The organism is Sulfitobacter sp. UBA4523 (assembly GCF_002388305.1).
GTDB lineage: Bacteria > Pseudomonadota > Alphaproteobacteria > Rhodobacterales > Rhodobacteraceae > Sulfitobacter > Sulfitobacter pontiacus.
Genome location: NZ_DGMH01000050.1, coordinates 27,400 through 45,873 on the forward strand (window position 1 = coordinate 27,400; position 18,474 = coordinate 45,873).

At 61.3% G+C, this 18,474-nt stretch carries 19 protein-coding genes and 1 tRNA gene; 9 read left to right on the forward strand and 11 right to left on the reverse strand.

The genetic code is table 11. The features are described from left to right. Both scpB and B3849_RS11465 read left to right on the forward strand, forming a co-directional pair. Nucleotides 1-654 carry an SMC-Scp complex subunit ScpB gene (gene scpB, locus B3849_RS11460; protein ID WP_005853798.1) on the forward strand — a complete coding sequence of 218 codons (654 nt, stop codon included), beginning with the start codon at nucleotides 1-3 and terminating at the stop codon, nucleotides 652-654. A gap of 83 nt (nucleotides 655-737) precedes the next feature. Next, complete coding sequence (locus B3849_RS11465; RefSeq protein ID WP_005853797.1) at nucleotides 738-980, forward strand: hypothetical protein; 243 nt, start codon at nucleotides 738-740, stop codon at nucleotides 978-980. Nucleotides 981-1,005: 25 nt separating this feature from the next. Here the strand turns inward: B3849_RS11465 and B3849_RS11470 are convergent, their stop codons facing one another. From B3849_RS11470 to B3849_RS11505, 8 genes are all read right to left on the reverse strand, one after another. Continuing rightward, nucleotides 1,006-2,085 carry a 2'-deoxycytidine 5'-triphosphate deaminase gene (locus B3849_RS11470; protein ID WP_074634822.1) on the reverse strand — a complete coding sequence of 360 codons (1,080 nt, stop codon included), beginning with the start codon at nucleotides 2,083-2,085 and terminating at the stop codon, nucleotides 1,006-1,008. A 64-nt stretch (nucleotides 2,086-2,149) separates the two neighbouring features. Beyond that, nucleotides 2,150-2,226, reverse strand: a tRNA-Pro gene (locus tag B3849_RS11475). 69 nt (nucleotides 2,227-2,295) lie between these two features. After that, entirely contained in the window at nucleotides 2,296-3,306 is a 1,011-nt protein-coding gene (locus B3849_RS11480) for a MerR family transcriptional regulator (RefSeq protein WP_278424549.1), read from the reverse strand. A 4-nt stretch (nucleotides 3,307-3,310) separates the two neighbouring features. Then, nucleotides 3,311-3,613, reverse strand: a complete 303-nt coding sequence (gene ihfA / locus B3849_RS11485; protein ID WP_005853794.1) for an integration host factor subunit alpha — start codon at nucleotides 3,611-3,613, stop codon at nucleotides 3,311-3,313. Between the two features lie 97 nt (nucleotides 3,614-3,710). Beyond that, nucleotides 3,711-4,682, reverse strand: a complete 972-nt coding sequence (locus tag B3849_RS11490) for a beta-ketoacyl-ACP synthase III (protein ID WP_278424550.1) — start codon at nucleotides 4,680-4,682, stop codon at nucleotides 3,711-3,713. Continuing rightward, the gene (plsX, locus tag B3849_RS11495) at nucleotides 4,679-5,755 is read right to left on the reverse strand and encodes a phosphate acyltransferase PlsX (RefSeq protein ID WP_037944394.1); all 1,077 of its coding nucleotides are present in this window, start codon (nucleotides 5,753-5,755) and stop codon (nucleotides 4,679-4,681) included. The genes B3849_RS11490 and plsX overlap by 4 nt, the downstream gene beginning before the upstream one ends. A gap of 42 nt (nucleotides 5,756-5,797) precedes the next feature. Further along, nucleotides 5,798-6,004, reverse strand: a complete 207-nt coding sequence (gene rpmF / locus B3849_RS11500; RefSeq protein ID WP_005853791.1) for a 50S ribosomal protein L32 — start codon at nucleotides 6,002-6,004, stop codon at nucleotides 5,798-5,800. Nucleotides 6,005-6,199: 195 nt separating this feature from the next. Next, nucleotides 6,200-6,754, reverse strand: coding sequence for a YceD family protein (locus tag B3849_RS11505; RefSeq protein ID WP_286780148.1), 555 nt, complete (start codon nucleotides 6,752-6,754; stop codon nucleotides 6,200-6,202). 91 nt (nucleotides 6,755-6,845) lie between these two features. Here B3849_RS11505 and B3849_RS11510 point away from each other — a divergent pair, with 91 nt between their 5' ends. The 3 genes from B3849_RS11510 to B3849_RS11520 all read left to right on the forward strand — a co-directional run bounded on the left by B3849_RS11510 (nucleotide 6,846) and on the right by B3849_RS11520 (nucleotide 9,965). Further along, entirely contained in the window at nucleotides 6,846-7,310 is a 465-nt protein-coding gene (locus B3849_RS11510; RefSeq protein ID WP_005853789.1) for an outer membrane protein assembly factor BamE, read from the forward strand. 30 nt (nucleotides 7,311-7,340) lie between these two features. Then, complete coding sequence (locus B3849_RS11515) at nucleotides 7,341-8,069, forward strand: GNAT family N-acetyltransferase (protein WP_278424551.1); 729 nt, start codon at nucleotides 7,341-7,343, stop codon at nucleotides 8,067-8,069. Between the two features lie 84 nt (nucleotides 8,070-8,153). After that, nucleotides 8,154-9,965, forward strand: coding sequence for an ABC-F family ATP-binding cassette domain-containing protein (locus B3849_RS11520; protein WP_037944390.1), 1,812 nt, complete (start codon nucleotides 8,154-8,156; stop codon nucleotides 9,963-9,965). 41 nt (nucleotides 9,966-10,006) lie between these two features. Here B3849_RS11520 and tyrS read toward each other — a convergent pair whose 3' ends face one another. Continuing rightward, nucleotides 10,007-11,257, reverse strand: a complete 1,251-nt coding sequence (gene tyrS / locus B3849_RS11525) for a tyrosine--tRNA ligase (RefSeq protein WP_074634826.1) — start codon at nucleotides 11,255-11,257, stop codon at nucleotides 10,007-10,009. 65 nt (nucleotides 11,258-11,322) lie between these two features. Between tyrS and B3849_RS11530 the strand changes: the two genes are divergently transcribed. Further along, the gene (locus B3849_RS11530) at nucleotides 11,323-12,483 is read left to right on the forward strand and encodes an anhydro-N-acetylmuramic acid kinase (RefSeq protein ID WP_278424553.1); all 1,161 of its coding nucleotides are present in this window, start codon (nucleotides 11,323-11,325) and stop codon (nucleotides 12,481-12,483) included. A 319-nt stretch (nucleotides 12,484-12,802) separates the two neighbouring features. After that, nucleotides 12,803-13,483, forward strand: a complete 681-nt coding sequence (locus B3849_RS11535; RefSeq protein ID WP_278424554.1) for a hypothetical protein — start codon at nucleotides 12,803-12,805, stop codon at nucleotides 13,481-13,483. Nucleotides 13,484-13,569: 86 nt separating this feature from the next. Here B3849_RS11535 and eno read toward each other — a convergent pair whose 3' ends face one another. Beyond that, a complete protein-coding gene (gene eno, locus B3849_RS11540; protein ID WP_009824746.1) occupies nucleotides 13,570-14,847 on the reverse strand; it encodes a phosphopyruvate hydratase in 1,278 nt (425 codons plus the stop codon). Between the two features lie 69 nt (nucleotides 14,848-14,916). After that, nucleotides 14,917-15,786, reverse strand: a complete 870-nt coding sequence (locus B3849_RS11545) for a DMT family transporter (RefSeq protein WP_278374674.1) — start codon at nucleotides 15,784-15,786, stop codon at nucleotides 14,917-14,919. Between the two features lie 134 nt (nucleotides 15,787-15,920). Here B3849_RS11545 and B3849_RS11550 point away from each other — a divergent pair, with 134 nt between their 5' ends. Together B3849_RS11550 and B3849_RS11555 are read left to right on the forward strand one after the other, a co-directional pair. Then, nucleotides 15,921-16,964, forward strand: a complete 1,044-nt coding sequence (locus B3849_RS11550) for an AbrB family transcriptional regulator (protein WP_278424555.1) — start codon at nucleotides 15,921-15,923, stop codon at nucleotides 16,962-16,964. Nucleotides 16,965-17,281: 317 nt separating this feature from the next. Continuing rightward, the coding region (locus B3849_RS11555) for a DEAD/DEAH box helicase (protein ID WP_286780149.1) at nucleotides 17,282-18,474 on the forward strand (1,193 nt) is incomplete at its 3' end.

The window sequence follows — 18,474 nt, forward strand, 5'->3', positions numbered from 1 at the left end:
GTGGCCGAACCCGTTGAACAAACAGAAGAAAGCCTGTTCGAGGCCCCGCCGTTGGCCGAACAGGAGCGCATGATCGAAGCGATCCTTTTCGCCACCGCAGAGCCGATGACCCTGCGCGAGATCGCGGCACGTCTGCCGCATGGCTGTGACCCTGCCGAAGCGATGGTGCATCTGCGCAAACGCTACACCGGCCGCGGTGTGGAGCTGTGCCGCATCGGGGATGCCTACGCCATGCGCACGGCGGCGGATCTGGGGTATCTCATGCAACACGAAACGGTCGAGACGCGCAAACTGTCGCGCGCCGCGATCGAGACCTTGGCGATCATCGCCTACCACCAGCCCGCCACCCGCGCCGAGATCGAAGAGATCCGCGGCGTATCGGTATCTCGCGGCACGCTGGATCAGCTGCTTGAGCTGGACTGGATTCGCTTTGGCCGCCGCAAGATGACCCCCGGTCGTCCGGTGACCTTTGTCGTGACACAGGAATTTCTGGCCCACTTCGGTCTGGAAAGCCCCCGCGACCTGCCGGGGTTGAAAGAGCTTCGCTCTGCCGGATTGCTGGAAAGCCGCCCCGCCTTTGGCGAGATGCCCGGTGTCGACAGCGAAGAAGAGCCAGAAGCGACCGAGGGCCAGAGCGAGCTGTTCGAGGATTAATCCCGCAGGTGGCCTGAAAATCGCCGCAATAGGTGCTATATTGGCCTCAGACACAGTTTAACGCGCGGTAAAGAGGTCAGGACATGAACCAGATAATTAATATGATCATGCGTCGCGTGATGGGGCGTTTGATCAACAAAGGCGTTGATATCGGCTTTGATCAGGCATCAAAGCTGGGCAAGGGGCGTCGGGCGTCGGTGGACCGTGACGGCAATCCTGTCCAACCAAGCGCCGAGGAAATGGCCCGTCGTGACAAAAGCAGCCGCGAGCAGGGCAAACAGGCGCGCAATATGGTCAAGAACATGCGCAAGCTGACGCGTTTCTAACCCGCGTGATCAGACGCTGCGAAGCTTAGCGCGGCGCGCTAAAATGCTTGCTGAGCTTGAGACCCTGACCCTGATAGTTCGACGCGATGCCCGACCCGTAAAGCTGGGTCGGTACGTCGGTCATTTTCTCATAGACCAACCGTCCGACAACCTGACCATGCTCCAGCACAAAAGGGGCCTCGTGGCAGCGCACTTCAAGCACGCCCCGTGATCCCGCACCCCCTGCAGAGGCATGGCCGAAACCGGGGTCAAAGAAACCTGCGTAATGCACGCGGAATTCGCCCACCATCGCCAGATAGGGGGCCATCTCTGCGGCGTATTCTGGCGGGATGGTTACAGCTTCGCGGCTGACCAGAATGTAGAACGCACCGGGGTCGAGGATGATCTGACCGTTGTCGCTGTGGACCTCTTCCCAGTATTGCGCGGGGTCATAATGGCCGATCTTGTCCAGATCGATAACACCCGTATGCGGCTTGGCGCGGTAGCCGACCAACGTGGTGTCAGGCAAGCGCAGATCGACCGAGAATCCCAGACCATCATCGATCACGGCCTCGCCATCCACCAGCGGGCTGTCGGCGTGCAATGCGCGCAGCGCGGCATCGTCAAGCGTGGCGGCACCGGTGGAAAAACGGATCTGGTTCAGCCGCATGCCCGGACGTACGAGCACCGAAAAAGAGCGCGGACAGATCTCTGCGTAAAGCGGGCCGGTATAGCCCGGCGCGATGCGATCAAATTCGGTCCCGCCGTCGGTGATGGTGCGCGTGAGCAGGTCCAGCCGCCCGGTGGAGCTTTTGGCATTCGCCGCCGCTGAGGTGCCTTGGGGCAGGGCGAGGCTTTCCATCAGCGGGACAACGTAGACGCAGCCCTTTTCCAGCACCGCCCCATTCGTCAGGTCGACGCGGTGCATCTCGAACTCTTCCAGACGGTCGGCGACCTTGGCCCCATGCCCAGCAAGAAAAGATGCGCGCACGCGGTAAGCCACTGTTCCGAGACGAAGATCTAGGCTCGCAGGCTGGATCTGGGCACTGTCGACAGGCGGTGTGCCGATGATCTGACCCGAAGCGATCATGTCGGTGATATGCTGGTTGGGAACTACGCCGATCATATCCGGGCCTTTCAAATGCAAACACCCGCACCCATTAGGGTACGGGCGTTTGTTGTATGTCGGTTGGTCGGGCTAGCAGGACTCGAACCTGCGACCTTCCGTCCCCCAGACGGACGCGCTACCAGGCTGCGCCATAGCCCGACATGAGGCGTTTCATACCTGATAAAACCGTGCGTGCAAGGGGGAATTGTCGCAAATCGCACGCGCGGCTTAGACTTTTGTGCTGCGGACCACATCGGCCCGAATGGAATCACGCAGTTCGCCCAAACGGCTCAGCAAAGGCGCGATATCGCGGGCCGAATCCTCGGGCAGATCGCGGCACAGCAATGCAGCAGCAAGCACAGAGGGTTTGGCGGGGAAGTCTTCTTCTGCCGTCAGAGGCGGCAGATCGATCACACGCGGCTTGGGACCTGCTACAACAGGGGCTTCCGGTGCCACGTTGACCTCTGGCGTTTCGGCCTCCAGCGTTTCGGCGGTGCTGTCTTCCGGCGCTGCCTCTGGCGTGCTGTCGATGGTCGGCGCGGGCGCGTCCTGATCCGGGGCGCGTGTTTGCGTAGCGTCAGGGGCGTCGTCCGGCGTGTTATCGCTTGGCGGCACCGGTGCGTCGGTCATCGGGTGGCGCAGGAAGCCGGGCAGGGTGGCACCGTCCTCCGCAGAGGTATCGGCGGAGGCGACGGTTGTCTCCTCCGGCTCCGCCTCTGTCGCATCAAGGGTCGGTTCGTCGGCAGGTAGTGGCGTGGTATCCTCGGCTGACACCTCGGGCGCGGAAGCGGCTTCTACGTGTGTTTCGGGCGCTTCGACAGGGGCTGGCTTAGCCGCTTTACTCCCGCGTTGCTCGAACGGGAGAACAACACCCTCGTGGGTCTGTTCTGCGTCCTCGTGCATCGGTGCGGGGGTCATGTCGATGGTGTCGCCACCTGCATCCAGATCATCCTGCGTGACCCCGTCAAGAGGCGCAGACAGGGCCGCGACATGGCCCATGCCTTCTTCGCGCAATACCTTCTGGACGCCTTTGATCGTCAGCCCGTCTTCATGCAGCAAGCGTTTGATACCGCCAAGCAGCAGCATATCGTTGGGGCGATAATATCGCCGCCCGCCTGCGCGTTTGATCGGTTTGACTTGCGTGAACTTGCTTTCCCAGAAACGCAGGACATGCGCCTGAATTTCAAGCCATTCTGCAACTTCGGAGATGGTTCTGAATGCGTCCGGAGACTTGGGCATTAGGTTATCGCTTGTTCCCGTCTGCAACCCGGTCCTTCATCAGATGGGACGGGCGGAATGTGAGCACGCGGCGCGGGTTAATCGGGACCTCTTCGCCGGTTTTGGGGTTCCGGCCAACGCGGGCCGACTTGTCGCGCACCGAGAAAGTGCCGAAAGATGAAATCTTGACCTGTTCGCCTTTGACCAGCGCGTCGGACATATGTTCAAGCACCGCTTCGACCAACTGTGCGCTTTCATTGCGGGAAAGACCTACTTCACGAAAGACTGCTTCGCTCAAATCCATCCGGGTCAACGTTTTGTCGGCCATATCTTCCCCCCATGTGTTTTAAGCAGCATAGGCTGTGATTTTTCCGCAAGTCAACAACTATGGGGCGTAACGTGCTGTTCGCGCGAAGAAAAGCCGCTTACCAGCGCAGAACGATCGCGCCCCAGGCCAGCCCGCCGCCGATCGCCTCGGTGACCAGCAGGTCGCCTTTCTTGATCTGGCCGCGCTCTTGCCCGACGGAAAGGGCCAGCGGAATCGACGCGGCAGAGGTGTTGCCGTGGTCTTGAACCGTCACGACGACGTTATCCATCGACAGGTTCAGCTTTTTGGCAGTGCCTTGAATAATACGGATATTCGCCTGATGCGGGACGATCCAGTCGACGTCCTCGGCGCTGACGCCGGCACGGTCCATCGCTGTGTTTGCCGACGCGGCGAGCTTTTCAACCGCGTGACGGAAGACCTGATTCCCCTGCATGCGCAGATAGCCGGTCGTGCCCGTGCTGATGCCACCGTCGACATACAGCAAGTCTTTGTAGCGCCCGTCCGAATTCAGATCGGTGGAGAGGATACCGCGGTCGGCTGCGGTGCCGTCGCCGTCTTGCGCTTCAAGCAGGATCGCGCCGGCACCGTCACCAAACAACACGCTGGTGCTGCGGTCGGTCCAGTCCATGATTTTCGAGAAGGTTTCGGAGCCGATAACCAGCACGCGGTCAGCCTGACCCGAGACGACCAGCGCGTTGGCATTGGCCAGCGCATAGACAAAGCCCGCGCACACAGCCTGTACATCAAAGGCAAAGCCGCGCTCCATCTCAAGCTGCGCCTGCACCATCGTTGCGGCAGAGGGGAAAGTCAGATCGGGGGTGGAGGTGGCGACAATCACCGCATCCACATCGGCGGCTGTCTTGCCCGCGTCGGCCAACGCGGCCTTGGCGGCAGCGGTGGCCATGGTCGACGTGGTTTCACCTTCGCCGACAAAGTGACGCCGTTCAATGCCGGAGCGTGACCGGATCCATTCGTCACTGGTGTCGATCTTGCCTTCAAACTCTGCGTTTTCGACAATGCGTTCCGGAAGGTAGTGTCCGGCACCAATTACGACGGCTCTTTTTGTCATTCTTCGGTCTCTTTCGTCGGCTTTGCTGCGGCAACACGCGCAGCCAACCGATTTGTAAATTCACTTTCCGCTAATCGCGCGGCCAGTTTGATCGCCGAGGAAACCCCCGTCGCGTCAGCGGCACCGTGGGATTTAACGACCGTGCCGTTCAACCCCAAAAACACACCGCCGTTCACACGGCGCGGGTCAAACCGTTTGCTGACGCGGCGCAGCGAGGTATAGGCCAGCAGCGATGCCGCGCGGGACCAGATCGAATTCTTGAACGCTTGGCGCAGGCCATTGCCGATCAGCGTCGCGGTGCCTTCACCGGTCTTGATCGCAATATTACCTGTAAATCCATCGGTGACGATCACATCTGCGACATCACCCGAGATATCGCCGCCTTCGACGAAACCGACGAATTCAAAGCCCGCGTCATCCGCGGCGTCGCGAATCAACTCGTGGGCTTCTTTCAGTTCGGTCCGGCCTTTGTGTTCTTCGGTGCCGACGTTCAGCAACCCGATGCGCGGGCGTTCGATGTCCATGCCGTTGCGGGCGTAGGATTTGCCCATCAGCGCATAGCGCAGCAGGTCATCGGCATCCGCACGCACATCCGCGCCCACATCCAGCAGAACGTTGAAGCCCTGAGGGTTGGTTGAGGGATACAGCACAGCGATGGCAGGGCGGTTCACACCCGGCAGTTTTTTCAGGCGGATCATCGACAGCGCCATCAGCGCGCCGGTGTTCCCGCAGCTGACCGCGACCGAGGCTTCGTTGTCGCGCACGGATTCGATGGCGGACCACATCGATGTGTCCTTGCCATTGCGCACGACATTACTGGGCTTGTCATCCATTGTGACAACCCCTTGGGCATCCCGAATGGTGCAGCGCCCTTTCAGTTCGGGCCGCTTTGCCACCAGCGGTTCCAGCGTTTCGGCAGGGCCGTGCAGGATAAAGCTGATATCGGGATTCTTTAGTGCGGACGCAGAGCACCCGGCAACAACGATTGCCGGGCCCTGATCGCCCCCCATCGCATCAACTGAGATAAGGGTGCGCTGAGTTCTCGCGCTAGGCTGATCGGACGTGGCCGTCATCTGGTGCGATGCCTCTTATGAACTGCGGTTGACGTGACGAGCTTACGCCGCGTCTTCGTCGAGGTCGATCTCTTCATTCAGAGAAACAACTTCGTTGTCGTCATAGTGACCGCATGCTGCGCAAACGTGGTGCGGGCGCTTCAGCTCACCACAGTTGGAGCATTCGTTCGGGTTCGCTGCAGTCAGCGAATCGTGTGCGCGGCGGTTGTTGCGACGCGATTTGGAAACTTTATTCTGTTGGACAGCCATGTCTGGTGCCTTTGCCTTCGGGGTCGTTCATCGGCTTCCTGCCAAAGACGACCGTGTTTCAGATCAACTCCCGGTTTGGGCGTGACGTGCGTTTAGGCCGAAGCCTATCCGATGTCCAACCTTAATTGGGGTGAAGGGCGCAAAATACTGCGAAAACCCGCCGAAGCAACCCTTTTTTCACCCAAACCGGCAGGGTTATTCGGTGGTATCGTCCTTAAGCTGGTTCTTGAGGCCGGCCAGCCCCGCAAAGGGGCGGGCGTCTTCGTCGGTCATCGGGGTGTCGCCGGGTTTGGTATAGACCGCTTGCCCCAGTTCAGCCCCGTCGGCGCGAGGATATTCGGGAATCTCAAGCGCCAGCGCTTCGATCATGATGGCCGCGGGATCAATCCACGCGCCAAGCGGTTCGGTGCGATCATCCTCGGGCATCTCGACCTCGGCTTCCTCGGGTTCTTCGTAATCCTGCACGAAAAGCCGTGTGACATCGACGTCGATCCGAGTCTGGACCGGCTCCAGTGTCACCACGCAGGGCTGCACCACAGTGGCCCCCAGACGCGCCTCGAGCTCCCAATCACTGCGACCAAGCGCCTTGAGACGCCCTTCGAATGAAAGTTTACGTAATGCTGAAAGATCAAGTTCTTCTGCGATCATCCGCAAGCTGTCGGCGTCGGGACGCAGGGAGAAAGGGGTTTGCGCATTCTGCGACAGCTCTGCGACGCGCAATGCTGTGGGGCTTGGGGGCGTGCGAGACATGTTAGGGGTACTTTCGTTTCTTGAACCATGGGGCGTGCTTAGTGTATGCGAGATAAAAGCCATGATCCCCAAGGGCAAGAGGGCACCAAGAATGCGTATCGACCGCCATGTCAAAAAGACACTGCTGACCGCCACAGTTCTCGCTGCTGGTCTGACGCTTGGGGCCTGCTCCCCGCAATACTCCAACCACGGCTATATCCCGCCGCAAGAGGATCTTGAGAAGATCACCGTGGGCCAGGACACACGCGACACCGTGGCCGAAACCGTGGGCGTGCCCGCGTCGGCAGGGTTGCTGACCAATTCGGGGTATTACTATGTCCGGTCGCGCCGTCAGGCGATGTGGTTCATGGCCCCGCGCGAGACAGAGCGCGAAGTTGTCGCTGTCAGCTTTGACAGCAACGGGGTGGTGCAGAACGTCGAACGTTTCGGGCTGGAGCGTGGAAATGTCGTCACCCTTGACCGCCGCGTCACCAGTTCGCCGATCTCGGATAAATCCTTTATCCGCCAGCTTCTGGGTAACATTGGCCGCTTCAACCCCGCGGCGCTGGCTGGCTAGGGCAGGCCCGTGACGGTGCCGGAGGGTGCTGTGATCAAGCCGCTTTTACGCGGTCCGTACCGCGCCTATTGTGCCACCACGCCTGAGGATATCGACGCCGCGCAAGCATTGCGCGCGCGGGCCTTTGGGCTGGTCCAGCCGCGCGATATCGACGGGTTTGATGCGCAAAAGCATCATATCCTCGTGCGGCATCAAGGCAGCGGTGACCTGCTGTGCTGCTATCGGATCGGGCTGATGGAGGGCGCGTCGCTGGATCAAAGCTATGCCGCGCAATTCTACGATCTGACCAAGCTTACATATTTCCCCGGCGCGATGATGGAACTGGGGCGGTTCTGTCTGGCCCCCGGGGTCACAGATCCGGATGTCGTGCGCATGGCCTGGGCCGCGCTGGCGCAGTTTGTGGACGCCCATACGGTCGCGTTGCTCTTTGGGTGTACCTCCTTCAAGGGTACCGATCCGGCACCCTATAGCGATGTCATGGCGCTTTTGCACAGCCGCCACCTTGCGCCCCTGCACTGGCAGCCGCAGGTCAAGGCCCCCGATACGGTGGGCTTTGTGGAGCGGACGTTGGACAAACCGGCCGAGAAAGCCGCGCTACAAATGCTGCCGCCGCTGCTGCGGAGCTATCTGATGATGGGGGGCTGGGTGAGCGATCATGCGGTGATCGACCACCAGATGAACACGCTGCATGTATTTACCGGCCTTGAAATCGCGGCGATCCCCGAGGGGCGTAAGCGCCTGCTGCGCGGTGCCGCCTAAGAGTTTCATGCCTTCGGCGAGGATTTTAGCCCATTTGGAAGAGGGGTCATTGACGCTGACGCGGCGCGGCGCTAGCTGGCTGTCATGGCACGCGCACCCCTTTTACAAGTTAACGAGATCTCGCTGACATTCGGCGGAGATCCCGTATTCGAAGATATGTCCCTTGTGGTTCAATCCGGCGACCGACTGGCGCTGGTGGGCCGGAACGGGTCAGGTAAATCCACTTTGATGAAGGTCATGGCCGGATTGGTCGAGGCCGACAGCGGCGACGTGATCGTCGGGCCCGGCGTTTCGGTAGGCTATATGGAGCAAGACCCGGATCTGACCGGATTCGAGACTTTGGGCGACTTCGCGGCCCATGGCCTGGACCCGTCCGAGATGTACAAGGTCGAACGCGCCGGAGAGGGGTTGAAATTCGACCCCGCGCGCCCTGTCAGCACCGCATCCGGGGGGGAACGTCGCCGCGCGGCATTGGCGCGTCTGATGGCCTCCGAGCCCGAGCTGATGCTGCTGGACGAGCCGACGAACCACCTGGATATCGAAGCGATCCGCTGGCTTGAAGACGAGCTGAAAGCGACGCGGGCCGCTTTTGTGATTATCTCTCACGATAGGGCGTTCCTGCGCGAATTGACACGGGCGACGCTGTGGGTCGACCGCGGTGTTGTGCGTCGGCAGGACATCGGCTTTGGCGGGTTTGAAGCCTGGCGCGACCAGATGTGGGAAGAAGAGGACATGCAGCGCCACAAGCTGAACCGCAAGATCAAGGCGGAAGCACGGTGGGCTGTCGAAGGTATTTCGGCGCGGCGCAAGCGCAACCAGGGCCGTGTGCGCGCCCTGCAAGACCTGCGAGCCGAACGCGCCAGCCAGATCAAACGTCAGGGCACCGCCGCCATGGCGCTGGAAGCGGGGCCAAAATCCGGCCGCAAGGTGGTCGAGGCTATGGGCATCACCAAGGCCTTTGGCGACAAGACGATTCTGCGCCCCTTTGACATCACCATCCAGCGGGGGGATCGGATCGCCTTGGTCGGGCCGAATGGTGTGGGCAAGACGACGTTGCTGAATATGCTGATCGGGAAAGAACAGCCCGACGGGGGCGAGATCAAACAGGGTACCAACCTTGAGATCGCGCTATTCGACCAGGCGCGCGCGCAGCTTGATGGCGATATGTCGCTGTGGGACAGTCTGACCGGCGATCCGGAAATGCGTGTATCGGGCAAGGCGGACCAGATTCTGGTGCGCGGGCAGCCGAAACACGTGGTTGGGTACCTGAAAGAATTCCTCTTCGACGAAGGGCAGGCCCGTGCGCCCGTGCGGTCCTTGTCGGGGGGCGAAAAGGCGCGGTTGCTGCTGGCCAAGATCATGGCGCGCTCCAGCAACCTCTTGGTTCTTGATGAACCGACCAACGATCTGGATGTCGAAACCCTTGATCTGATGCAGGAGTTGCTGTCGACCTATGACGGCACTGTGCTGCTGGTCAGCCACGACCGTGACTTCCTTGACCGTGTTGCCGCGACCACCATTGCGATGGAAGGTGACGGCAAGGCGACCGTCTATGCGGGCGGTTGGACGGATTATCTGGCGCAGCGCCAGCAGGATGATTTTGACCAAAGCGTCGTCGCCAAATCAAAGCCCGGGGCGAAATCCGAAAAGCCCAAAGCGGCGCAGCAATCGGGCCTGAGCTTTACCGAGAAGCACCGGCTAGAGGCGCTGCCCGCCGAGATTGCGCGACTGGAAGCCGAAATCGCGAAGCTGGAAGAGTTGATGAGCGACCCGACGCTCTATTCCGACAATCCGGTGAAATTCCAGAAAGCGACCGATGCCTTGGTCGAGCGGAATGAAAAGCTGCAGGACGCAGAGGCCGAGTGGCTGATGCTGGAAGAAAAAGCCGAAAGCTGAAGGGGGCAGGGCGACCCGCCCCCCTCTCATACTGCGGGGGCTTAGCCCAGTTGTACCAGCGCGTGGCGTTTCTTGCCCGCGCTCAGCTTGATCGGTGTGGCCAGCGTGGCGGCATCGACCATCAGCCCTGCGTCTGTCAGCGGTTCGTCATTATAGCGGGCACCGTTTTCGGTGATCAGACGCTTTGCCTCTTTGCCCGAACCGGCCAGACCGGATTTCACGATCAACTGCACGATAGAAATGCCGTCGCCGATATCCGCCGCGCTGAGCGTCAGGGTGGGTAGGTCATCGCCGACACCGCCTTTTTCGAACACTTCGCGCGCCGTGGCTTCGGCGTTCTTTGCCGCTTCGGCACCGTGCAGCAGGGTCGTGACCTCGTTCGCCAGAATGATCTTGGCCGCGTTGATATCGGAGCCTTCCAGCGCGCCCAGACGGTCGCATTCCTCGACCGGTAGTTCGGTGAAGATCTTGAGAAACTTGCCCGTGTCCGCATCGGTGGTGTTGCGCCAGAACTGCCAGAACTCGTAAGGCGACAGCATGTCCCCGTTCAGCCAGATCGCGCCGCCCTGGGATTTGCCCATTTTGCGGCCGTCGCTGGTGGTGAGCAAAGGCGTGGTGAGGCCGAAAATCTCTTGATCCAGCACACGGCGGGTCAGGTCGATCCCGTTGACGATATTACCCCATTGATCCGAGCCGCCCATCTGCAGCAGGCAGCCATAGCGGCGGTTGAGTTCAAGGAAGTCATAGGCCTGCAAGATCATGTAGTTGAATTCGAGGAAGGACAGCGACTGTTCCCGATCGAGACGGGATTTGACGCTTTCGAACGACAGCATCCGGTTCACGCTGAAATGCCGCCCGATGTCGCGCAGGAATTCGAGGTAGTTCAGATTGTCCAGCCATTCAGCATTGTTCAGCATGATCGCGTCACTGTCGCCGTCACCGTAGGACAGGTATTTCTCGAACACCTGCTGCATGCCGGCGATATTGGCGTCGATGGCGGCATTGTCGAGCAGGGGGCGTTCATCCGACCGGAAGGACGGGTCGCCCACTTTGGTGGTGCCGCCGCCCATTAGGGTGATCGGTTTGCCGCCGCATTTCTGCAACCAGCGCAGCACCATGATATTCATCAGATGCCCCACATGAAGGGATTTCGCTGTCGCGTCATAGCCGATATAGGCAGGCACAGCCCCGTTGATCAGTGCGTCATCAAGGCCCTGATAGTCCGTACAATCGGCGAGAAAGCCGCGCTCCATCATGATGCGGATGAAATCGGATTTGGGGTGGTATGTCATGGTGCTTGCCCTCAGCTTGGGTGGTGGTGCACTCTATAGGTGCTGAGCAGACAAAGGAAAAGGCCATGAATAAGGCCCAAGGGGCAAGAACCCCGACACGGATCGCGAAAACAGGCTCGCTGCGGGCCGCAGGCGCGATGAGCGGCACCTCGCTCGACGGGGTGGACGTTGCGGTGATCGAGACGGACGGCCGCGATATTATAGGCTTCGGCACGTCGAGCTACCGCAGTTATTCCGCCGAGGAACGCCGCACCATCGCGGCCGGTTTCGGCAAATGGTCAGGGCCAGAGGTGGCGGCGGCGACGCAGGTGGTCGAGGCGGCGCATATCGATGCCCTTGGCGCGTATACCGATGTCGATCTGATCGGCTTTCACGGACAGACGCTGGCCCATGCACCGCGCATGCAGGGGACGTTGCAAGTGGGCGATGGTGCAGCGCTGGCGGATCATCTGGGGCTGCCCGTCGTGTGGGATTTCCGCAGCGCTGATGTGCATCTGGGCGGAGAGGGCGCACCGCTCGCGCCGTTTTTTCACCACGCCTGTGCCCGCTATGCGGGGCTGACGGGGCCGGTGGCCTTTTTGAATCTTGGCGGGGTGGGGAACCTGACCTGGGTGGATCCGGCGATCCCCTTGCCCGAGACGGAGGGCGCGCTGCTGGCCTTCGACACGGGGCCTGCCAATGCGCCCATCAACGATCTGATGCAGGCGCGTCTGGGGCTGCCTTTTGACGAGGGCGGCAAGACCGCGTCGCGCGGGCAGGTAGAGACCGGCGCGCTTGAGCTGTTTCTGGCCGAGCCCTATTTCGCACGGATGCCCCCCAAGTCGCTGGACCGGAACGATTTTGACGAGATGGTCGCGCTGGTGACCGAACTGTCGGACGCCGACGCCGCCGCGACGCTGACGGCGATGTGTGCCGCTGGCGTGGCCGAAGCAATGCAGCATTGTCCGCGTCTGCCCGATCGTGTGCTGGTCACAGGGGGCGGGCGGCACAACCCTGTGTTGATGAAGATGCTCAGTGTCAGTCTGGATTGTCCGGTCATGCCGATAGAAGAGATCGGGCTGGACGGTGATATGCTTGAGGCGCAGGCCTTCGGATATCTTGCCGTGCGGGTGGCGCGCGGGCTGCCGACCTCTTGCCCCGGCACCACGGGGGTGCGGGCTGCGGTCGGGGGCGGCACCGTCAGCATGCCGACAGAGGCGATCAGCGTTCAGAATAAGGCCCTTTGATGGGTGTCGCGCCAGCGTATCGTCACCCCCTGTGACCTGCTCTTTTCGCTGGACAGCATGTGTTGTGGCCTGAGTCGCCTGTTAACATTTCGCGCTATAGTCGTGCGTAATCTTCGTTTTTCCCGAATAGGTTAGCTGTGCGCCGCGGGTTTTCCACGCGGCAAAGGGCTGTTGCTCGCTTGCATAGCGGCGTTCCGTAAACAGTCTGTTTCCTTGCTTGGGATCGGGGTGGTTCTACCTTGAATTGTACTACCTCAGAACGGTGGCGCAGAAAGTGGGGGCTTTGCTTGCGCCGTTCCTTTTCAAAAGGAGAATGACCATGACGAGTATGTTTCTTAAAAACACCGCAACTTCGGTTGCAACGGTATTCATCGCCACGTCGGCCTTTGCGCTGGATGTCGGCGTCGGTGCCAGCGTGGGCGGTATTGGTGCGGGCGTAGGAGCCAGCGTCGGCCACGGGTCCGCCGCGGATGTCGGCGTTGGTGTGGGCGCGGGCAGCGTCGGCGCGGGGGCGGGTGCCTCTGTCGGTGGCGGCTCGGTTGCTGATGCGGGCGCTGGTGCCTCTGTCGGCGGCGTGGGCGCTGGTGTCGGGGCCTCGGTTGGCGGGGGTTCCGTCGCGGGCGTTGGCGTGGGTGTCGGCAGCACCGGCGGGTCCAACAGCGGTGGCGGCACGACGACCGACAGCAGCACGACGACCGACAGCACGACTGCCGCGGTATCGCGCAGTGTTAGCGGCGATGTGTCCCGCGCCGCGGCCTCTGTCCCGATCACGGCGGCATTGGGCGCTACGGTCATGACCACCGACCGCGAAGTCGTCGGTATGATCGAAGACGTGCGCCCGTCGTCGCAAGGCAAATTCGTGGCCACCATCCGGATGAACGTCGCCTTTGGCGCACAGCCGCGGACGATCCAGATCAAGATGCCGATGCTGAAAAGTGACACGGATATGATCCGTGTGGGCTTTACCAAGTCGGGCCTGTTGCGTCGGATCCAAAGCTGACGCCGGACGCGACACCGCAAGCACAAAAAAAGCGCGCCTTGATCGGGCGCGCTTTCGTATCTTCGGGCGGGGCAATGCCCCTTTGATCAACCTTTCAGGATCGAACGACCGGCGTATTCCGCTGTCACACCAAGCGATTCCTCGATGCGGATCAGCTGGTTGTATTTCGCCAACCGGTCGGACCGCGCAAGCGAGCCCGTCTTGATCTGACCGCAGTTCGTCGCAACAGCAAGATCCGCAATCGTCGCGTCCTCGGTCTCGCCCGAGCGGTGGGACATCACGTTGGTAAAGCCCGCACGATGCGCCATGTCGACCGCTTGCAGCGTCTCGGACAGGGTGCCGATCTGGTTGACCTTCACCAGCATGGAGTTGGCAGACCCCCGTTTGATGCCTTCGGCCAGACGTTCGGGGTTGGTCACGAACAGATCGTCGCCCACCAGCTGGATCTTGTCACCCAGACGGTCGGTCAGCAGTTTCCAACCATCCCAATCGTCTTCGGACATGCCATCTTCGATAGAGATGATGGGGTAATCGGCGCAGAGGGCCGCCAGATAATCCACATTCTCGGCGCTGGTCAGGGTTTTCCCTTCGCCAGAAAGGACATAGCTGCCGTCCTTGAAGTATTCCGTTGCCGCACAATCCAGCGCGAGGTAGATTTCCTCGCCCGGTTTGTAGCCTGCTTTTTCGATGGATTTCAGAATGAAATCAAGCGCATCTCGGGTGGAGCTGATGTTGGGTGCGAAGCCGCCTTCGTCGCCGATGCCGGTGGACAGACCTGCGGCCGAAAGCTCTTTCTTCAGCGTGTGGAACACCTCGGAGCCCATGCGCACCGCGTCGCGGATATTCTCTGCCGCGACGGGCATGATCATGAATTCCTGAATGTCGATCGGGTTATCCGCGTGCTCGCCCCCGTTGATGATGTTCATCATCGGCACGGGTAGCATGCGCGCAGAGGTGCCGCCCACATAGCGGTAGAGCGGCTGCGAGCAATAATCAGCCGCGGCCTTCGCCGTCGCGAGGGAGACGCCCAGAATGGCGTTGGCCCCCAGACGCGACTTGTTGTCGGTGCCGTCCAGCTCGATCATCGTGCCGTCAATCTCGACCTGCTCTGTCGCATCGATGCCGACCAGCGCATCCGCGATCTCGCCATTGACCGAGGCGCAGGCTTCCAGAACGCCCTTGCCCATATAGCGCTTTTGGTCGCCATCGCGACGCTCTACCGCCTCATAGGCACCGGTGGATGCGCCAGAGGGAACGGCCGCGCGGCCCATGGTGCCGTCTTCAAGCGTCACATCGACTTCGACCGTGGGGTTGCCCCGGCTGTCAATGATTTCGCGGGCGTGGATGTCGATGATCGTGCTCATAAGGGGCTATCCTTTTGCAGATGACAATTGCGCAGCGGTTTAGCGCGCCGGGGGGAGGATGGAAAGTGTTCAGGCCTGTTCTTTGACCTTTCGCTCACGCCATACCGTATAGATGCCCGAGGCAACAATGATGGTTGCGCCAACATAGGTCAGCAGATCGGGGCGTTCGCCAAAGATCGTGATGCCCACAACCATCGCGAACAGCAGGCGCGCATAGCGGAACGGTGTGACAAAGCTGATTTCGCCGATACGCATGGCCGCGACGATGCCGTAATAGGCGACCATGCCGGTTGTCAGCGCCGCCCCCATGAGCAGCCATTGCACCTCCGACATCGGCGCAAAGGCCGTGCCCGTGCCCAGCATGAAAAGCAGACTTGCAGGGACCAGCGCCAGAAACGCAAGGAACGACAGCTGGAACGTAGAGGTCGATTTCGGCACCCGCCGCGTCGCCAGATCGCGCAAGGACAGCCCCAGCACCCCAAGCACCGCCAGCAGGGACAGCGCCTGAAAGCTGTCCATCCCGGGGCGGATCACCAGTAAGACGCCCAGCATACCAACCAGAATAGCGCTCCACCGGCGCCAGCCGACGGGATCGCCCAGAAAGAGCGCCGCGCCTAGGGTCACCACCAGCGGGGTCGCCTGCAAAATGGCCGAGGCAGAAGAAATCGGTGTCAGCACAATGGCCGATACAAACCCCAATGTGCCGACAATCTCGCCCAAGGCGCGCAGCAGGATCGGGCGGGTCAGCATCGCGCGATCCATCAAGGGCTCGCCCTTCATCACCACCATCGCACCATAGCAGAGCGCGCCACCGGTCCCGAGCATAAAGATAATCTGCCCGATCGGGATATCCGTCCCGATCAGCTTGATGAACATGTCCTCAATGGCAAAGCCCAACATCGACAGCACCATGATCAAAGCGCCGCGCAGATTGTCCATATCCTATTCCTTCATACAATCGTTCTAAAATTCCGTCAGAGGATGCATGTCCCTTTGTCGGGGGATGTGCAAGCCTCGCGGCGCATCCCGTGACGGGGCTGGTGGCGGAAGGGACCAACTGCTAGCACAAGCGTATGAAATGGCCGCGCCCCCCGTCTGATACGCATACGACCGTTTTCACCGTCTGTATCGGCGCGGTGGGGGCCGGTATCGGCTGGCTGCTGAACGCGCCGATCTACATGCTGTTGGGGCCTGCGGTGCTGGTGTCGCTGGCCGGTCTGGCAGGCGCGCGCATGGGGGTGTCGCTGCCGCTGCGCAACATCTGCTTTGTCGTCATTGGCCTGTCGGTGGGGGCAGGGTTTGACCAGAACGCGGTCGATGCCATGCTGCGCTGGCCGCTGGCTTTTGTAGGGATGGCCGTGCTGGTCTGGGCGATGCTGGTGCTCAGCCGGTGGCTGCTGGCGCGGTTCTTTGGCTTTGACCGTCGTGCAGCACTGCTGGCTTCGGCCCCCGGACACCTCAGCTTTGTGCTGGCGATGGCGGCCGATGACGGGGATAATATGGTGCGTATCTCGACCACGCAGTCGGTGCGGCTGTTGTCGCTCACGCTGGTGGTGCCCTTTGTCGCGCTGGCGATGGGGGTTGATCTGGGCGGGTCCATCGTGCCCGACGGCCCTGTTATGGGCGGCGTGACATTGCTGGTGATGGCGGCGCTCTCCGTCGCGGCAGGGGGGCTGCTGGGGCGCATCCGGGTGCCCGCGCCGATGTTGATCGGGCCGATGCTGGTGTCATCGCTTGCGCATGTGACAGGGCTCGCCCCCGGTGTGCTGCCCCTGTGGCTGGTGATGCCCGCCTATGTGGTGCTTGGCGCGTTGATCGGCACGCGGTTCTCCGGCGTGCGGCTTGACGATCTGACCAAGGGGCTTGCCGCGGGGCTGGCTGTGACCTGCCTTGCCGTGGGGTTGGCCCTGCTGGGGGCGATCCCGGTCGCTATGGCGCTTGGCATGCCGCTTGCGCATATCCTCGTGGCCTTTGCACCCGGTGGGTTCGAGACAATGATCGCCATGGGCAGCGTGCTGGGGATCAGCCCGGGTTTCGTCGCCGCCTGCCACATGATGCGCCTGTTCATCCTTAGCGCTGTGCTGCCCCTGATGCTGGCGCGCAGCACCCCGCGCTAGGCTATCTTTCACAGCACCGTTGACTTTACCTCCCAAACAGCCCATCTGGGGCGCAAGCGATGCCTTCTGCCGCGTGAGCAGACCAGCCCTTGACCTGTCGACCAAAAATCGTCGCGTCTTATGAGAGCTGAACAAAAGGCCGCCGATGTTCCCAAAATCACGCGTGGGGCCAAGCGCAACAGACAGGGTGTTGGCACTAGGCTGCCCCCTGCGATCTGCTTTGCGTCCCTCGCGGTTTCCCTGCATCGACGGGGCCCGCGTGATTGCTATGGCGGGAAGGGGCATTGCCCCGCATCCCGCGGAAAGACGACAAAACGATGAGCGATTTTGAAATGATGGGCCTGCCGCGCCGTCTGGTCAAAGCCTTGACCAACATGGGCATGACCGATCCGACCCCGATCCAGAAACAGGCGATCCCCCACGGGATGAATGGCCGCGACGTGATGGGGCTGGCACAGACCGGCACCGGCAAGACCGCCGCCTTCGGTATCCCGCTGGTGGCCCAGATGCTGGAACGCGAAGCCCGCCCCGAGCCGCGCACCGTGCGCGGGCTGGTGCTGGCCCCGACCCGCGAGCTGGCCAACCAGATCATGGAGAACCTCAAGGGCTTCTGCGAAGGGACCCAACTGAAAACCATGATGATTGTCGGCGGCCAGTCGATCAACCCGCAGATCAAACGGATGGAGCGCGGCGTCGACCTGCTGGTGGCCACACCCGGGCGCTTGCTGGACCTGATGGACCGCCGCGCGGTGCTTTTGCACAAGACCACTTTCCTTGTGCTTGATGAAGCGGACCAGATGCTCGACATGGGCTTTATCCACGATCTGCGCAAGATTGCGGCGGTGCTGCCGAAAGAGCGTCAGACGATGCTCTTTTCGGCAACCATGCCGAAACTGATGAACGAGATCGCCAACAGCTACCTCAACAGCCCGATCCGCATCGAAGTCTCGCCTCCGGGCAAGGCGGCGGACAAGATCACCCAAGAGGTGCATTTCATCGCCAAGGCGGAAAAGAAATCCCTGCTGATCGAACTGCTTGGCAAACACACCGAGGAACGCGCCCTGGTGTTCGGGCGGACCAAACACGGCTGTGAAAAACTGATGAAAGATCTGGTCAAAGCCGGTTTCAAAGCCGCCTCGATCCATGGCAACAAAAGCCAGGGTCAGCGGGACCGCGCCATCGAATCCTTCAAGAAAGGCGAGGTCACCGTGCTTGTAGCAACGGATGTCGCCGCCCGCGGTCTGGATATTCCCGACGTGAAGCACGTCTACAACTACGAACTGCCCAATGTGCCCGACAATTATGTCCACCGTATCGGCCGGACCGCACGCGCGGGCAAAGACGGGGCGGCGATCGCTTTCTGCGCACCGGATGAAATGGGCGAGCTGAAAGATATCCAGAAGACGATGAAAATCTCGATCCCCGTGGCCTCCGGCCGTCCGTGGGAAGCGATTGACGAACCCGCCAAGCCAAAGGGTCGCGGGGGACGCGGTCGTGGTCGCGGTGGTCG

What these genes read in the sequence shown, in the direction of transcription:
- B3849_RS11465 (WP_005853797.1), top strand. Translation starts at nt 738, where the DNA reads ATGAACCAGATAATTAATATGATCATGCGTCGCGTGATGGGGCGTTTG.
- B3849_RS11470 (WP_074634822.1), bottom strand. Translation starts at nt 2,085, where the DNA reads ATGATCGGCGTAGTTCCCAACCAGCATATCACCGACATGATCGCTTCG.
- B3849_RS11480 (WP_278424549.1), bottom strand. Translation starts at nt 3,306, where the DNA reads ATGCCCAAGTCTCCGGACGCATTCAGAACCATCTCCGAAGTTGCAGAA.
- ihfA (WP_005853794.1), bottom strand. Translation starts at nt 3,613, where the DNA reads ATGGCCGACAAAACGTTGACCCGGATGGATTTGAGCGAAGCAGTCTTT.
- B3849_RS11490 (WP_278424550.1), bottom strand. Translation starts at nt 4,682, where the DNA reads ATGACAAAAAGAGCCGTCGTAATTGGTGCCGGACACTACCTTCCGGAA.
- plsX (WP_037944394.1), bottom strand. Translation starts at nt 5,755, where the DNA reads ATGACGGCCACGTCCGATCAGCCTAGCGCGAGAACTCAGCGCACCCTT.
- rpmF (WP_005853791.1), bottom strand. Translation starts at nt 6,004, where the DNA reads ATGGCTGTCCAACAGAATAAAGTTTCCAAATCGCGTCGCAACAACCGC.
- B3849_RS11505 (WP_286780148.1), bottom strand. Translation starts at nt 6,754, where the DNA reads ATGTCTCGCACGCCCCCAAGCCCCACAGCATTGCGCGTCGCAGAGCTG.
- B3849_RS11510 (WP_005853789.1), top strand. Translation starts at nt 6,846, where the DNA reads ATGCGTATCGACCGCCATGTCAAAAAGACACTGCTGACCGCCACAGTT.
- B3849_RS11520 (WP_037944390.1), top strand. Translation starts at nt 8,154, where the DNA reads ATGGCACGCGCACCCCTTTTACAAGTTAACGAGATCTCGCTGACATTC.
- tyrS (WP_074634826.1), bottom strand. Translation starts at nt 11,257, where the DNA reads ATGACATACCACCCCAAATCCGATTTCATCCGCATCATGATGGAGCGC.
- B3849_RS11530 (WP_278424553.1), top strand. Translation starts at nt 11,323, where the DNA reads ATGAATAAGGCCCAAGGGGCAAGAACCCCGACACGGATCGCGAAAACA.
- B3849_RS11535 (WP_278424554.1), top strand. Translation starts at nt 12,803, where the DNA reads ATGACGAGTATGTTTCTTAAAAACACCGCAACTTCGGTTGCAACGGTA.
- eno (WP_009824746.1), bottom strand. Translation starts at nt 14,847, where the DNA reads ATGAGCACGATCATCGACATCCACGCCCGCGAAATCATTGACAGCCGG.
- B3849_RS11545 (WP_278374674.1), bottom strand. Translation starts at nt 15,786, where the DNA reads ATGGACAATCTGCGCGGCGCTTTGATCATGGTGCTGTCGATGTTGGGC.
- B3849_RS11550 (WP_278424555.1), top strand. Translation starts at nt 15,921, where the DNA reads ATGAAATGGCCGCGCCCCCCGTCTGATACGCATACGACCGTTTTCACC.